Annotated in this window: 17 protein-coding genes; 5 read left to right on the forward strand and 12 right to left on the reverse strand. The window is 63.9% G+C overall.

Features of this window, described 5'->3' with window-relative positions:
• Positions 1 to 21 precede the first annotated feature (21 nt).
• The 4 genes from AC1Y2B_RS10990 to AC1Y2B_RS11005 form a co-directional block, all read right to left on the reverse strand.
• Positions 22 to 978, reverse strand: coding sequence for a Csu type fimbrial protein (locus tag AC1Y2B_RS10990; RefSeq protein WP_482253131.1), 957 nt, complete (start codon positions 976 to 978; stop codon positions 22 to 24).
• A complete protein-coding gene (locus AC1Y2B_RS10995) occupies positions 975 to 3,365 on the reverse strand; it encodes a fimbria/pilus outer membrane usher protein (protein WP_482253132.1) in 2,391 nt (796 codons plus the stop codon). Before AC1Y2B_RS10995 ends, AC1Y2B_RS10990 begins: the two co-directional genes overlap by 4 nt.
• Positions 3,366 to 3,433: 68 nt before the next feature.
• The gene (locus tag AC1Y2B_RS11000) at positions 3,434 to 3,865 is read right to left on the reverse strand and encodes a fimbrial biogenesis chaperone (RefSeq protein WP_482253133.1); all 432 of its coding nucleotides are present in this window, start codon (positions 3,863 to 3,865) and stop codon (positions 3,434 to 3,436) included.
• Positions 3,862 to 4,350, reverse strand: a complete 489-nt coding sequence (locus AC1Y2B_RS11005) for a spore coat protein U domain-containing protein (RefSeq protein ID WP_482253134.1) — start codon at positions 4,348 to 4,350, stop codon at positions 3,862 to 3,864. Before AC1Y2B_RS11005 ends, AC1Y2B_RS11000 begins: the two co-directional genes overlap by 4 nt.
• Before the next feature lie 638 nt (positions 4,351 to 4,988).
• Between AC1Y2B_RS11005 and AC1Y2B_RS11010 the strand changes: the two genes are divergently transcribed.
• On the forward strand, positions 4,989 to 5,330 hold the full coding sequence (locus tag AC1Y2B_RS11010; RefSeq protein ID WP_482253135.1) for a hypothetical protein: 342 nt from the start codon (positions 4,989 to 4,991) through the stop codon (positions 5,328 to 5,330).
• Here AC1Y2B_RS11010 and AC1Y2B_RS11015 read toward each other — a convergent pair.
• On the reverse strand, positions 5,327 to 6,250 hold the full coding sequence (locus AC1Y2B_RS11015) for an acetamidase/formamidase family protein (RefSeq protein WP_482253136.1): 924 nt from the start codon (positions 6,248 to 6,250) through the stop codon (positions 5,327 to 5,329). The genes AC1Y2B_RS11010 and AC1Y2B_RS11015 overlap by 4 nt on opposite strands.
• A gap of 234 nt (positions 6,251 to 6,484) precedes the next feature.
• On the opposite strand from AC1Y2B_RS11015, the gene AC1Y2B_RS11020 reads away from it, so the two are divergent.
• Positions 6,485 to 7,090, forward strand: a complete 606-nt coding sequence (locus AC1Y2B_RS11020) for a helix-turn-helix domain-containing protein (protein ID WP_482253137.1) — start codon at positions 6,485 to 6,487, stop codon at positions 7,088 to 7,090.
• Between the two features lie 3 nt (positions 7,091 to 7,093).
• Complete coding sequence (locus tag AC1Y2B_RS11025; RefSeq protein WP_482253138.1) at positions 7,094 to 7,717, forward strand: FMN-binding negative transcriptional regulator; 624 nt, start codon at positions 7,094 to 7,096, stop codon at positions 7,715 to 7,717.
• Between the two features lie 475 nt (positions 7,718 to 8,192).
• Here AC1Y2B_RS11025 and AC1Y2B_RS11030 read toward each other — a convergent pair whose 3' ends face one another.
• The 4 genes from AC1Y2B_RS11030 to AC1Y2B_RS11045 are packed head-to-tail and all read right to left on the reverse strand — an operon-like array spanning position 8,193 to position 10,208.
• A complete protein-coding gene (locus tag AC1Y2B_RS11030) occupies positions 8,193 to 8,513 on the reverse strand; it encodes a DUF4432 family protein (RefSeq protein WP_482253139.1) in 321 nt (106 codons plus the stop codon).
• A 27-nt stretch (positions 8,514 to 8,540) separates the two neighbouring features.
• Positions 8,541 to 8,711 carry a hypothetical protein gene (locus AC1Y2B_RS11035; protein WP_482253140.1) on the reverse strand — a complete coding sequence of 57 codons (171 nt, stop codon included), beginning with the start codon at positions 8,709 to 8,711 and terminating at the stop codon, positions 8,541 to 8,543.
• Between the two features lie 21 nt (positions 8,712 to 8,732).
• Positions 8,733 to 8,849: a hypothetical protein gene (locus AC1Y2B_RS11040; RefSeq protein WP_482253141.1), complete on the reverse strand. Its 117-nt coding sequence runs from the start codon at positions 8,847 to 8,849 to the stop codon at positions 8,733 to 8,735.
• 60 nt (positions 8,850 to 8,909) lie between these two features.
• Positions 8,910 to 10,208, reverse strand: a complete 1,299-nt coding sequence (locus AC1Y2B_RS11045) for an enolase C-terminal domain-like protein (RefSeq protein ID WP_482253142.1) — start codon at positions 10,206 to 10,208, stop codon at positions 8,910 to 8,912.
• A gap of 239 nt (positions 10,209 to 10,447) precedes the next feature.
• On the opposite strand from AC1Y2B_RS11045, the gene AC1Y2B_RS11050 reads away from it, so the two are divergent.
• The gene (locus AC1Y2B_RS11050; RefSeq protein WP_482253143.1) at positions 10,448 to 10,591 is read left to right on the forward strand and encodes a hypothetical protein; all 144 of its coding nucleotides are present in this window, start codon (positions 10,448 to 10,450) and stop codon (positions 10,589 to 10,591) included.
• Positions 10,592 to 11,271: 680 nt separating this feature from the next.
• A complete protein-coding gene (locus tag AC1Y2B_RS11055; RefSeq protein WP_482253144.1) occupies positions 11,272 to 12,282 on the forward strand; it encodes a P1 family peptidase in 1,011 nt (336 codons plus the stop codon).
• Here AC1Y2B_RS11055 and AC1Y2B_RS11060 read toward each other — a convergent pair.
• The 3 genes from AC1Y2B_RS11060 to pgsA are packed head-to-tail and all read right to left on the reverse strand — an operon-like array spanning position 12,269 to position 13,621.
• Positions 12,269 to 12,709: a molybdenum cofactor biosynthesis protein MoaE gene (locus AC1Y2B_RS11060; protein WP_482253145.1), complete on the reverse strand. Its 441-nt coding sequence runs from the start codon at positions 12,707 to 12,709 to the stop codon at positions 12,269 to 12,271. The two genes, AC1Y2B_RS11055 and AC1Y2B_RS11060, sit on opposite strands and share 14 nt — an antisense overlap.
• Before the next feature lies 1 nt (position 12,710).
• Entirely contained in the window at positions 12,711 to 12,959 is a 249-nt protein-coding gene (gene moaD, locus AC1Y2B_RS11065; RefSeq protein WP_482253146.1) for a molybdopterin converting factor subunit 1, read from the reverse strand.
• A 2-nt stretch (positions 12,960 to 12,961) separates the two neighbouring features.
• Positions 12,962 to 13,621 carry a CDP-diacylglycerol--glycerol-3-phosphate 3-phosphatidyltransferase gene (pgsA, locus tag AC1Y2B_RS11070; RefSeq protein WP_482253147.1) on the reverse strand — a complete coding sequence of 220 codons (660 nt, stop codon included), beginning with the start codon at positions 13,619 to 13,621 and terminating at the stop codon, positions 12,962 to 12,964.
• Between the last annotated feature and the right edge of the window lie 131 nt (positions 13,622 to 13,752).

Raw genomic sequence — 13,752 nt, forward strand, 5'->3', positions numbered from 1 at the left:
CTGCGCCACACACCAAACCGGTCAGTAGGTGATAACCACGACGACCATGTCGGAATAAAGCCCGCGCACCAAAGCTTGGCCCGCGAAGACGCGCCCATGGATATCAAGAGATTGCCTGCTGCCAGTCCCTGCGCTGCTTTGGACGGCATCTGCGCTCAATCCCCAGCCTTGGGAATGCGCCGCATCGTGAAACAGACCGTAGCGCACCGTGTTCGGCCCATTGGCCATCTGGCGGCCGCTTTTGGACGTGTCGGTGGAATGGGTGCCGAAATCGAGCCCGACTGTGTAGGCCGCGGCATTGGTACAGGTCACGGAAATCCGGGCGGTGCTGTCCAGAGGTCCGGATGTGGCGCTGTTGACGGTGCCGAAATCCATCGGTGTTACGTCCACCGCGCAACTTGCGGCGACAGTGGCGCTGACGGTGAAGCTGTTGATGTCGCCGGTTTGTGTGCAGCTGCCCTCACCATAGCTGAAGCCAAGGTCCCCCGCCCCGGCGAAGGAGGAGCTGTAGCTGCCCACCTTGGCCTGTGACCCCAGCGCCGTGATCTCGGCAAATAGCGCGGGGCTGACCTGTCCAGCCCCGGTCGGGTCCAGAACAAGCGGCAGGTCCAACTGGTCCAGCAGATGTCCGCCGGCAGAAAAGGATGACTGAGCGGTCAGTTGATAGCTGAGGGCGGACCCGTCCAGTCCCCGCAGGTAGCGGGGCGAAAAGCCACTGGCGGCCCCGCCGCTGCCCGGTCCAAGACGCAAGCAGATCTGCACCGTCGCACCCGCAGCCCCACCTGAACACGACAACACAGCCGCGCCAAAGGTTGGGCTGGAAAAGCCGTCACGGACCGAGACCTGACCCAGAACAAGCGGTTGCAATTCGGCAGCACAGATCAGCGTGGCCATAGCTGGCAGGGGACTGAGGCCCAGCAGACTGATGGCTAAGCGCAGAACGTGAAGGGCAGGTGCGCGTGCAAAGGTACGGGTCATTGGCACTGTACTCCGTCGATCAAGACTTGCCCGGTTGGGTCGGCGACAAAAGCAAAGGATGCGCTGCAGGTACCACTTGTGGTGGTCGCTGTGATGCGGTTCGCGGGTTGCAACCCTTCCAGCCAGACCTCTCCATCATATCCCATGGGAATGGGCGTCGCGGCCGTCTCTAGCAGGATCGGCGTGCCTGGCGGCAGAAAGGCCCCCGTTGCATCGCGGATGACCACCAGCGCAGAAGTGTCACGGCTTCCCCCGAACGACAGGGTGACGCCCGAACCGCGGGCCGGTACGGCCTCGATTGCGGTGGCGGCAACCGAAGCATTGGACGGCAATTCCAGCGGGTCGATCGAGATCCGGTTCACCTGATAAGCGCGCAGGTCTGTGACGATGGCCTTGCCCTGCCACCCTGTGACGGCGGCTGGGCGGTTGTTCATGCTGATCGTGATACCCGGCAGGCCCACATCGGCGACGGCAAAGCCATCAAGGATGCGGTTGGTCAAGAACACGGCACCATCGGTCAGAACCACGGATCCGCTTGTCGTGGCATAGGCCGAAACCGCGGCTCCTGACCGGCGCAGCGTCAGGTCGGACCGGCTGTAGCGGCCCTGATAGGTCAGACCCAGAACCAGACTGAGTTGCGAGCCTTGCCCATAAAAGGCCAGCCGATAGCCGGTGTCGCCGGGCGCATGGCCAGCGGGTCGCGACAGGCTGGCTTGTGTCTGCAAGCCGTTTGGCGTGCGGGTCAGCTGAATGCCGGCGCTTGCGGCCTTGCCAAGGGGAATTGACAGACCGATCGAAAGTCCGAAGCGATTTGCCGCCGACATGTCCTTGAAGGCATTGACGCGCAGGCTGGCGGCCCCCTCTCCAAGGGTTTGCGCGTAAGAGGCAGACAGGATCGCCGCCGAAGCGCCGTCGCGGACCGAACGGATGTAGGACAGACCCGCAAAGCCGTTGACCGATTGCAACGGGATCGACAAGGACAACGCCTCTTCGCGCTGTGCGGGCGCGTATCCGGGCCGATCCGCTGGCAAGGCCTGCGGGTCCGACGTCAGACGAGAGGCCAGATCCTGAAAATCGCCAAAGCTGCGGCGCAGGCTGGCCCGCAGGTCGACCCCTGCAAGACGGGTTCGAAACTGCATGTCCAGCAACTGGCCCTGACCCTCGCCCGTATGACTGCCCGCGGCGGAGAGGCCGAACTCGGCCCGATGAAACAGCGTTGTGTCGAACCCCCCGCCCATCATGATCAGACCTGCGGTGCCCTCGGCATGCGCGTTCAGCGTCAGGCCATCCGTCACGCCATAGCGCAGGCTGCCAGACCCAATGGCGGCCGTGCCATAGGCGAAATTGACCTGTCCGTAGTCCTCGCGCGGGTAACCGGCCTGAAGCGCGAAATCCAGGACGCCCTTGCGCAGCAGGTTCTGCGTGGCGAAGAACGGCACGCGGCTGACGTGATCCTGCCCCAAGCGATCGCGCAGCACGACAACCGCCTCGCCCTGTGCCGTGATCATCGGAACGTCGTTGAGGGTGAAGGGGCCGGCATCGACCTGTCCCGACCAGGCCCTGACGTTGTTGATGAACACATCAACACCCGAGGGCAGCACCGCCACCCCGGAATAGGAGACCAGAGGATCGGTCACGAAATTCGGGTTCAATGAGAAATCCCGGCGGATCTGCAAGCCGCCCATCCGCACTGGCCGCGTCCAGTCCGACCCGGTCGAGATGAAATCGCCCAGCGTCAGGGTCACCAGCTGATCTTGCGCCACATGAATGAAGGATGTGTCATAGCGCCGCCAGCTCGCATCTTTGCTGGTGTCCGAGGTGCTGGCCGCGCCCGTGGTTTCAAACAGGCCAAGCGGCGTGTAAGCCCGCAGATCCAACCCTGCGTAAAGCGAGGTCGGCTGAAAGCCATCGCGCTGGACATCGTCCCCCAGATTGGCGCTTGCCTGATAATTCAGGACCAGACCCCAGCCGGGCTGCGCCACCGCAGGCGGCGATTGGGGTTGGACGGAAATCTGTCGCGGCACCAGCATGGCAACTGGCACCGAAAGGCTGACCGTCTGAGTCGCCTCGTCATAAACCGATTGGAGGCCAGCAATTTGGGTCAGATCGACAAGCCCGCCCATGCCCGCCGGCGGCATGATCCCGGCGTCAGACAGATCGCTGCGGGTCGCAGACAGCGCCCCGGTGGCCAAGGTCAGACGAAACTCCGCCACGATGCCGGTGTCCCGCCCGTTCAGAATGACCAGAAGGTTCAGCGTTTCAGAGCCATCCGTCTGGCCACCAAGGTCAGGCGTGGCATCAAGGCTTTGGGCAAGCAGCTGGCCACCGGCCAGAACAAGACCGACAATCAGGCAAAGCGCGCCCCACCTGCGGTGTCTGCTGCGCAAGATCTCGCACATCCTTCCTGTTTTTCCGGCTGCGGCGCTTGCACTGTGCCGCAGCACAGAGATCTACCTCAGGGTGCTGTGCCGAAACACAAGGGCACCGATTGGCGCACGGTAAAGGCCACTTGCTGACGGCGGTCTGCCAGATTTGGCAGCCTGTCAATCAGCACGCGGTAGCATTCCTGTCCTTGCACGGCGGCCTTGGACTTGCGCACCAGCCGAATGGTGATTTCCTGATTGGCCTTCATATGCATGGAGGGCGGACTTGCGGTCACATCCCGGGTCGGGACAAGGTCATTGCGCCCGTTCTCATTGTACCAGCGCATCACCCGCACCTGGCCATCGGAGGCGCCGGGTCCCCCTGACATGACGGTCAGGGTCGCCGTCTGCACATTCGCGGCCACCCGCAGTTTGGTCGGGCTGACGCTGAATTCGTCGGCGATCCCCGGGCTTGCGCCAAACAACGCGACAGCCAAGGCAAGGCCGGGGACCAACCGGGTCAATTGGTGTAGGTCACGGTCATGACGACCGAGTCCGAATAGCTGCCGATCGTGGCCGTCTCTGGCACGGTGGTAGTGGCAAAGATCGGGGCGGAGTAGGTCGAATCGTCATTGTCGGTCAAGGGCATGCCAGTGTCCGTAACAATCGCGGTGGCGCCAGAGGTCAGCGTGTAGGGGATGTATTCGGTCCCGCCCGCCAGCTTCATGCGGCGCGGCACAACACCGGCCAGGGCATTGCTGCCGACACCCACTGTGATCGTCGGCGCAGTGGAACCCGCATTGCAGGTCACCGTGATCGTGGAGGTTCCGCTTTGGATCGAGGTTCCAAAGGTGTCTGTCGGAAACGTCAGCGTCCCGGTGCCGACAGTGCAGGTCTGCACGACGTTCAGATTGACCGCCAAAGTGTTGGTGGCGGTGTCTGCGAACGCGATGGTCTGGCAGGCGAAAAGGGCAACGATTCCCAAGGGAACGATGTGTCGACCGAGCATTTTAAGATTCCTTTTGCAGAACATTCCGTTCTGCCGGGGACGCACTGATTCGTGATCCAAGGCGATCTATATCCCCTTTAACGCGAATAGATATGCCTAAATGCCCTCAAGGGTGGAGTAGCGGCGCAGCCTGACGCTCGACCGCTGCCCCCCGGGTGCATGCCAGGCGTTTTGCAGGTTTGGCCATCAGCACCATTCAGATCGGCGTCAAACTGCGCGTAAGCCGCCGCGTGGCGATGGCGGGAATAGGGCGGGCACCCTCACCTGCAGGCCCCATCAGGCATCGGTGGGTCGAAGCAGCCGTTGACTTGTTACCGGCGTGGACCTGTGCGTGCAAAGGCTGGGTCCGCCCTTTGACCGCCGACGTCGGCTCATTCTTGGCGCAGGTCGGAAATGCCCAGACGAAATCCCCCGCCGCAAACCGACGGGCTGTGGCCCCTGAGGCTGCCAGGGGCTCTTCGGCTGCGCGCTGGGCGTGGTTCAGATCAAGACCACGGGCGCATGGCATAATTTTTGGCCCGCCCCGAAACCTGCTGGATCGGGCATCGTCCTGATCTGCCTGTGCAACCGTGTCCGCTCGTCACCGAAACCGAAGGTCCAAATGGGCCGCCTGCCGGTCCTGTCGTCATGGTGTCTTCATGCGATCACGGCGGCCAAGACTTGCCGGACCGATAGACGAGCTGCTCTTGCGCCGCAGTTGCCGCGATATTCGTCACGCCGATACCTCGGCGCGCAGCATTCTTGACATTCACCTGCCCGATGGCGAAGCCTCGTCACCCCTGGTTGTGTTCATCCATGGCGGTGCTGTCTTCATGGGAGACAAATCTGACAGCCCCCGAGAGCGCGATGCCTTGGTGCGGGTCGGTTTTGCCGTAGCCTTGGTCAATTGTTGCCCTCACGCCAGCGGAAAACGGGCCTGCCGGTGTGCCGGCGCTCCCGTCCAGTGGCAGGCCATGGGTTCAAGAGCCCGCACGCCTTAGGTCTGGCGCGCGGCACCCGGCAAGGCACGTTTTGGCAGGCGGCAGGCCACGGAAAAGGCTGGATTGAAGACATTGGCCACATCATAGCGCACAAACATCGCCATCAGATGCCCCGCCGCGATGTGATCCAGCCCGAAATCCTGCTGCAGCCAATTCAACATCTCGGTTGTGGCATGTTGCAACGCCTGTTCCAGCGGCCGCGCATTGCCGATTGTGAAGATGTAATCCGCATCTTCGCCCCGTGGCCAAGCTGCCGTCTTGCCCTTCAAGACCCGCACGGTGAACCCCACCTCAGCCGAGGTCTCGATGCCGGTCCCCGCAATTTCACCATCGCCCTGCGCGGCATGCACATCACCAAGAAAGAACAGCGCCCCCGGTTCCGAGACGGGAAAGCAGATCGTCGCCCCGGCCCGGATCGCACGATAATCCATGTTGCCGCCGTAGGGGCCAGAGGTCGCAGTCGAGATGAACTGCCCGGTGTCTGGTGCAACGCCAAGACATCCGATCATGGGTTGCAGCGGCACCGACCAGCCTTGCAGCGCCGGCGGCGCGTTGCGCAGGCTGACGTTTTGGCCATTCCGGTCAATGTCCCAAAGGATCTTTTCCCGGACAGGCAGGCTGGCCACCTTATCCGGATCGACCACATTTCGCGCCAGACCCTGCCGCGTCCAGCCCTGCCGCCGGGTCATGTCGATGCTGTCGAGGGTCACAGCCAAGAGATCGCCGGGCTCCGCCCCTTCGACGAAGAATGGCCCGGTCATCGGGTTTGGCTCTCCCGCCGCCTGCGCTTCGTCGGCGTCGATGCCATGGGCGTCGATCGTTGCGGTCACAACGCTGTCTCCGTCCGCGATCCGCAGGATCGGAGCATGGGGCCCAATCGTGTTGCAATAGGTCTGCGGTGAAAATCGATGAACGGTCACGGTTGTCTCCTGGGACGCTGGGCAAGGTTAACATGCAACTGCATGCCGCAGATGCGCAAGCCTTGGCGTTTTGGGGCTGCCCAGTTCCCTCCGGATTGGGGGGCAGGGCGGGCAGACCTCTTGGGCGGTCCCGAGGGTTGGGTTCATCTTCGCGCACAGAATGCGGCGGTTGTGCCATCAAAGTGACCCTTGTTGGCAATTGACGACAGATTCGGCGGTTCATAGTCTAGTTTAATGACCAACGTCACCCATCCGTCCGACCTGTCAACCGAAGAGGCCGCCCTCGCCGCCGCCGTGGCGCTGCGGATTGGCACCTTACGCAAGGCACTTGGCCTTAGCTTCGACGCCTTGGCGCGGAAAGCCGGTGTGGCCAAGGGGACGTTGGTGCAGATCACGCAAAGCCGGGCCAATCCGTCGATCTCGACCCTGTGCCGGCTGGCGGCCGCCTTGCAGGTCTCGGTCGCCGATCTTGTCGCCCCACCGGAGGCCAGCGCAAGACCGGTGACCGTGGTGGCTGCGGCGCGGCAATTGTGGGCGGGGCCAAAGGGGGGCCAGGCCCTGCTTCTGGCCGGAACGCCGGGGCCTGACATGCTGGAAATCTGGCACTGGTGCCTGATGCCCGGCGAGCGGTACGAGGCCGCCGCCCATGGCCGCGGCACACGCGAGCTGTTGCACGTGACCGAGGGCACGCTGGCGTTGGAGGTGGAAGGCGCGATCAGCCTGATCCCCAAGGGCGCTTGCGCGATAGCCCTGACTGACCGTAGGCACAGCTATGCCAGCCTCGGCGTGACCCCCGTGCGTTTCGCCATGACCGTCCACGAACCCCCTGCCGGAGCCTGAGCCATGTACCAGCCCCCCCTTCACCGCGAAGACCGTCTTGACGTGCAGCATGCGCTGATTGCGGCGCATCCGTTCGGTCTGCTGATCTCCACCGGGCCAGAGGGGCTTCTGGCCAATGGCCTGCCTTTTCTGCTGCAGCCCTCGGTCGCCCCGCTGGGGCGGTTGCAGGCCCATATCGCCCGCGCCAATCCGCAGTGGCAAAGCCTTGAAGGGCAAGAGGTCCTGATCGTTTTTCAAGGCCCGCTCAGCTATGTTACCCCATCCTATTATGAAACCAAGAAAGAACACGGCAAGGTCGTCCCGACCTGGAATTACGCCATGGTGCAAGCGCGAGGTGTTGCGCGGTTGCGGAACGACCCTGGCTGGCTCGATGCCCAGATTGCCGCCCTGACCGACGGGATGGAGGCCGCGATGCCCAAGCCCTGGGCCGTGGACGATGCCCCGCGCGACTATATCGAGATGCAGATGCGCGCCATCGTTGGCATCGAGATCGACATCACCGCGATCGAAGGCAAGTGGAAGGTCAGCCAGAACCGAGCCGAGCCGGATCGTCGCGGCGTGGCGACCGGGCTGGCCGGGTCGCATCCCGATATGGCGGCATTGGTCCGCGATTATGGCAACCTCTGAAAAGCGCCGCACTACGTCGAAACCCAACCCCTTGCCGCCAGTGTGACGGCGCAGCAGGCCGACGGGTCGGTTGTTCCGGTCGAAGTCAGCGTGGCGCAGCGCGTCAGTCGTGGCGGTTTTCTGGCCTGAAAGACGGGCGGGGTGGCACGGCCGCCGATGCCCCCGATGCCCGCGTCAGGTTGGTTCTGGCAAGGCCCGACGAAGGATCGCGGCACCTTGAAGACTGCCCCCGTCACGTTGACCCACCATCGCTGCCTGAGGTTCTTTCCAAGTGGCGCCGTCGCCGCCCCTGCGGTCTTCGCGCCAAGATATTTTGAACCCGGCGTTACGGCGAACGGGCTCCCGGACAGGCCTTGTTCAAGTCCTTTGATTGCAAAGCCATCACCGGCCTTCGCCACGCGCTTCCCTCTGCCCGCGCGAGGCCTGGCCTGTCCCAGCCGCGAGGCAGGTCAGACGGGAGGCTGAACGCTGCCACCTATGACAGCCTGCCAGCGACCCAAACCGTGGTACCGTCCTGCACGACAGGCCAGCCCAGATTCATATGGTACACAAACGAGGCCGGCAGGCTGATCTGGGACTGGTTTGTGACATGGTCGTGCAGATCCAGAACGCCCGATCGCGTGCGCAGCCGATAGTCCCGATCCCGCCGCAGAAGACCGCCGTCGCAACTGGCGTCGTGCATTGTGGCCCGCAGAACCCTCTCCGCCCGCGCTGATCCAGTTCGACACCCTGCCGCGCCATGTTGCATGGGCGATGTCAAACCTCCGATCGGCCAGGATGCGCAGGCACAGGCCATCGTGCCTCCAGACGTCCAGCGCCCGCCTTACCGCGACGCCGCCATCGCCCGCCCCATCGCGCGTTTTCCGTCCATCACGACACGCAGCATGGCCTCATGGGCCGCCTCCCCGTCGCAGATCGCCTGATAGACCCACATGTGATGGGCCGCATCGTCCTCGATCCGGTTATCGGAAACGTTCAGGGCGTTTTGCTGCAATTCGAAGCTGAGGCGCGGAAGTCACTGACCAGATTTGCAAAACCGGTGAACAACATTGTCCGAGGCGGCGGCGACGGCAAAGTGAAACTCGACATCCGCCTCGCAATACCGGGCCGGATCGCCTAAGGCGGCGACCATGGCCTTTGCAGCCCGCGCGATCCGCTCCAGGTCCGCAAGCGCGTGCGGCGCCGAGTTCGATCAGCTGGCGCAGTTCGACAAGGTCCTTGAAGATCTTGTCACCTTTACCCTCCAGATGGTGCGGCCCCGGAGGCTGTCAAACACGTTCCACAGCCTCCGGGGCCGCACCACGGTGCCGACGCGCTGACGGCTTTCCACCAGACCCTTGGCCGACAGGAACGTGATCGCCTCGCGAAGCGAGGTGCGCGAAACGGCAAATTCCGGCATCAGCGCCGCGTCACCCGGCAGAACAGCGTCGCTTTCAGAGGGGCCGGCGACGATGCGCTGGCCCTGCCGGTTGATCACCTCACCCGGCAGGCCGCGCAGGTGGTCGCCCGAGGTGGCGCGCTTGGCGGTTTGGGGTGCAGGCATTTTGGCCATGGGTTGCCCTTCTTTCGTCATGAACGCCTGCCCCCAATATAGCCGCTTGCCCCGGACAAGGATTTCGACGGGCACGTGATAGTCCCTCAGCGCCTGCGGATTGCCGGTCATGCCAAGGCCGGGGGCGTCTGGCAGGGTGATCTGGCCATTGGCGTTCAGGGCGAAGTGACGGGTGGTGATGTCCAGCGCAAGCGGCTTGGGCATGGCGGGAAATTCGCAGATGTGGTGTGCCGCGTGTCCGGCATAGGGCTGCAACGAAGTGTTGAGCGCCAGATGCAAGGTGAAGGTGTGGTTGACATAAGTCACGCCACTGCGCGCTGCATGCTCGGCAATCGCCTTGGCCGGGCCGATACCGCCAATGCGGCCGCAATCGATCTGGATGAACTGCACATGGCCATCGTCGATCTTGTGGCGGGCCATGTGTTCGGAATGCGCCGCCTCACCGGCAGCGATTCCGACGCGTCCGGCTTGCCCGCGCAAGGCGGCGTCAAGGTCATCGCCCCAGAGCTGCCCGGCATCGACCAGCAGCTGGCCATCCGGGCCAGGGCCCTCGCGGGCGGCGTGCAACTGGTCAAGGTCATCTGCCAAGGTTAGCGCACCGAACGACCCCCAGCCGAACTTGGCCGCAACAAAGCCGCAGGCGCGGACGCCCTTGGGCCGTGTCAGGGTTTCCTGAGGTGTGTCGCCGAACAGGACCAAGGCATAGGGCGTCTTGGCAAAGGCGCGGTCATGGCCCGGCAGGTGCCAAACCGGAACCTCCCGCGTGCGGCCCAGCAGATCCCAAAGGGCGATCTCTACCCCCGACCCTGTGTGTTGCGCCTGCAGCAGGTCCAGTCTGTTGCGGGCAACCAGATGGGCAAGCCGCGCACTGTCGGAAACCTCGTTCAGCTCTTGCCCAAGGACCCAATCCTTCACCGGTTTGCAGGCGGAATGTGACATCGGTGTGACCCAGGCCGCGATCGAAACCAGCGGCGAAGCCGCGCATTCGCCCCAGTCTGCAAAGCCGCAGGCCAGGACGCGAACGACCAAGGCGGGCAATGCGACCCGGGCGAGCCCGTTGCCGGACGGGCCGGATCAATCTCTGTTGACGGGTCGAAAGCGCGGTCGGCTAAGAAGAGATACTTTTAACGTATTATCGCGGAATACGGCGGCGCAGTGGAGAGGGGAGTAAGACTGCCATGCCCAATCTTATCACGTCGACCGCTGGTCTGACGCGGCGATCCGTACTGAGCACCTCTGTCGCGGCGGGTGCCGCCGAGATGATCTTTGCCATGGGTGTGCCGCTCCGGGCGTTTGTCGACACGCCGGATCTGAAATTATAGGGGTGGGGCGAGCAGGAACTGTCTGGCCTGAAGGCCTTTGTGGATCAGGCGGTGGCCCGTTTCGATGCAGCGAAGATCACCACGACGCTGGAAGATACCGCCGTCGTCATCTCGCAGTTCCAGACGGCTGCGGTGGCCAAGGCCGCGCCGGACATGCAGTAGTTCTGGAATGGCATCTATGTGATGGACAGCGTCTGGCTGGGCTATGACGCTCCGGTAAACGGGCTGGTCAGCGACACGGTGATTGCCCAGTCCAACCCGACGCTGTTGAGCGGCTTTGAAAAGAACATCTGCCGGGTGGGTTGGCATCCGATCCCGATGGTCTGGTATGACAACAAGGACGTCTTCGAAAAAGCCGGGCACGATCCGCAAGAGCCGCCAAAGACCTTGGATAACCTGCCGGCTGCCTGCGAAAAGATCAGGGCGATTTACCTGGCCCCGGTCGGCGGTGGCGCCGGGCTTCTGCTCCGCGCCGTGCCGCCAGTGACCGGGCGATCCTGCCCAGCCTTCGGTCCCCCAGCCTGTGGTCGATCGAATACCGCTGCCGTTCGAAAGCCGGGCCAAGCGCGCATCCCCTCCTTTCATCGCAGGACCGCCGCCCGGTTCGACAGCCGACCCCGATTTTGCTACGGTAAGCCAAGTCCCCATGCAGGGGTGGTAAGGTCCTTGGGGGTGCCGTCATGCGGCCGGGTGCACATAATCTGATCACCGATGTGATGGGCTTGCGGGTTGGGCAAGCGGTGGATGCGCGCCTGCGCTCTGGGGTGACGGTTCTGGTCGGGGACCGCCCCTTCACGGCGGCGGTTTGCGTGATGGGGGGCGCCCCCGGAACGCGCGAGACCGATCTGCTCGCGCCAGACCGTCTGGTGCAAGAGGTGGATGCGCTGGTGCTGTCAGGCGGTTCGGCCTTTGGACTGGATGCCTGCAGCGGTGTGGCGGATGGCTTGCGGGCGATGGGGCGGGGTTTTGCCGTGGGCGATCAACGGGTGCCGATCGTGCCCGGTGCCATTCTGTTCGACCTGCTGAACGGCGGCGACAAGACTTGGGCGCGCAATCCCTACTCCGATCTGGGCCGCATTGCGTTGGAGGCAGCCTCGACCGAGGTGGCGCTGGGGACGGCGGGGGCCGGGTTTGGCGCCATGACGGGGCTTTGGAAGGGCGGCCTCGGCTCGGCTTCGGTTGTGCTGGACACCGGGCTGACCGTGGCCGCGCTGGTGGCGGTGAACGCCCTGGGCACGGTCACGGTGGGGCAGGGGCCGCAGTTCTGGGCCGCTCCGTTCGAGATGGGGGCAGAGTTTGGCGGCCTTGGCCTTGCCCCTCATGCGGCCCCCGCCACGGACCCGGAACCCCGCAAGCGGATGGGAGAGGCCACCACCATCGCCATTGTCGCCACCGATGCCCGCCTGACCAAGGCCGAGGCGCACCGGATGGCCGTCGCAGCCCATGATGGCATGGCGCGGGCCATCGTGCCCTCGCATACCCTGCTGGACGGCGATCTGGTCTTTGCCGCGGCAACGGGCGCCAAGCCTTTGGCCGACCCGGTGCGCGATCAGTTCCAGTTGGGCCATGCGGCGGCCTGTTGCCTGTCGCGGGCGATTGCGCGGGCGGTTTATCTGGCGCAGGCGCTGCCCGGCGATCTGCAGCCAACATGGGCCAGCCGCTGGGATGCCGGGCGGGTTACCAGCGGGTAAGCGCCTGTTCGTCCTCGTCCTTCGCGGCCACCCATGCGGCGCCGTCCAGACCGATCTCTTTCTTCCAGAACGGCGCGCGGGATTTGAGGTAGTCCATCAGGAACTCTGCCGCCTCGAACGCCGCAACCCGGTGGGCCGAGGCGGTGGCGACCATCATGATCTGGGCGCCCGGTTCCAGCACGCCATGGCGGTGGATCACCAGCGCATCTGACAGGGACCAGCGCTGCACTGCCTCATCCATGATGGCGGAAATCGCGGATTGAGTCATGCCGGGGTAATGCTCGATCTCCATCGCCTTCAGCGTGCCCGACAGGTCGCGCACGATGCCGGTGAAGGACACCACGGCCCCGGTGCCGCTGACGCCAGCCGTGAATGCGTTCAACTCTGCGCCGGCGTCGAAGCTTTCTTGCTGAACCGAAAGCCGCATGTCAGCCCCCGGTCATCGGGGGGAAGAACGCCACTTCGCGCACGCCCGCCAAGGACGCATCGAAGGAGGACAGAGTCTGATCCAGCGCCACCCGCAGGCTTTTCAGGTCGGAAAAGGCAAGGGCATACCGCTCTTCCCGGGCGGAAAGTTCAGCGATCAGATCAGACACGGTGGCGGCGGCAGTCTGCAGCGTTTCCCGCGGCAGGCCGATGCGTTCACGGACCCAAGCGAAATACAAAACCTCGACCATGATCAATCCTTCAACTGCGGCAAGGATTTCACGAAGTAATCCCAACCTGTCACGGCGGTCAGCGCGGCGGCGATCCAGATCAACGTCAGCCCCGCCCAGGTGGCATAGGATGAACAGCCGCGCATCCCGCAAGACCGGATCGGATCGGCAAGGCCTTGGGCCACAAGGGTGGCATATTCCTCGACCGTCTTGCCCTGACGGGCGATGCCTTCCAGATGCTCAAGCCCGGTGCCAAGGAACAGCACCGCGATGGCGAGCATCTGGGCCGAGGTTTTCCATTTTGCCAGCTTGGTGACCTTCAGCAAGCCCGCCTTGGCCCCAAGGTATTCGCGCAGGCCCCCGACAAACACCTCGCGGAACAGGATCACGGTGGCGGGCAGGATCAGCCACGGGTTCATCCCGGAATAGCCGGTCAGGATCAAAAGGGCGATCACCACCATGGCCTTGTCTGCGATCGGGTCCAGCATGGTGCCGAACTTGCTTTCCTGCTTCCACAACCGCGCCAGGTAGCCATCGAAATAGTCGGTGATGGCGGCGGACACGAACAGGGTCAGCGCGAACCAATCCGCGATCGGGCGGTGAAAATACAAGAACATCACCGGAACGCCGGGGGCGGCGAGCAGGCGCAGGGTCGTCAGGGTGTTCGGGATCGTCCACTTCATGACCCTTACCTAACCGAAGGGGAAAGAACGGGAAAGGGGGAGGCGCATCTGAAGACGGTTGCCAGCGGAAAGTGAGGAAAAGGTCAAGGGATTGGCTCGATTGCTCAACACGTGTCGCACGCATGACCCAA

The organism is Stagnihabitans sp., from assembly GCF_964946895.1.

Excerpts from the sequence above, each read along its gene's own strand:
- AC1Y2B_RS10990 (WP_482253131.1), bottom strand. The coding sequence starts at position 978 with ATGACCCGTACCTTTGCACGCGCACCTGCCCTTCACGTTCTGCGCTTA.
- AC1Y2B_RS11005 (WP_482253134.1), bottom strand. The coding sequence starts at position 4,350 with ATGCTCGGTCGACACATCGTTCCCTTGGGAATCGTTGCCCTTTTCGCC.
- AC1Y2B_RS11010 (WP_482253135.1), top strand. The coding sequence starts at position 4,989 with ATGCGATCACGGCGGCCAAGACTTGCCGGACCGATAGACGAGCTGCTC.
- AC1Y2B_RS11020 (WP_482253137.1), top strand. The coding sequence starts at position 6,485 with ATGACCAACGTCACCCATCCGTCCGACCTGTCAACCGAAGAGGCCGCC.
- AC1Y2B_RS11025 (WP_482253138.1), top strand. The coding sequence starts at position 7,094 with ATGTACCAGCCCCCCCTTCACCGCGAAGACCGTCTTGACGTGCAGCAT.
- AC1Y2B_RS11030 (WP_482253139.1), bottom strand. The coding sequence starts at position 8,513 with ATGGCCTGTGCCTGCGCATCCTGGCCGATCGGAGGTTTGACATCGCCC.
- AC1Y2B_RS11040 (WP_482253141.1), bottom strand. The coding sequence starts at position 8,849 with ATGGTCGCCGCCTTAGGCGATCCGGCCCGGTATTGCGAGGCGGATGTC.
- AC1Y2B_RS11045 (WP_482253142.1), bottom strand. The coding sequence starts at position 10,208 with ATGTCACATTCCGCCTGCAAACCGGTGAAGGATTGGGTCCTTGGGCAA.
- AC1Y2B_RS11050 (WP_482253143.1), top strand. The coding sequence starts at position 10,448 with ATGCCCAATCTTATCACGTCGACCGCTGGTCTGACGCGGCGATCCGTA.
- AC1Y2B_RS11055 (WP_482253144.1), top strand. The coding sequence starts at position 11,272 with ATGCGGCCGGGTGCACATAATCTGATCACCGATGTGATGGGCTTGCGG.
- AC1Y2B_RS11060 (WP_482253145.1), bottom strand. The coding sequence starts at position 12,709 with ATGCGGCTTTCGGTTCAGCAAGAAAGCTTCGACGCCGGCGCAGAGTTG.
- moaD (WP_482253146.1), bottom strand. The coding sequence starts at position 12,959 with ATGGTCGAGGTTTTGTATTTCGCTTGGGTCCGTGAACGCATCGGCCTG.
- pgsA (WP_482253147.1), bottom strand. The coding sequence starts at position 13,621 with ATGAAGTGGACGATCCCGAACACCCTGACGACCCTGCGCCTGCTCGCC.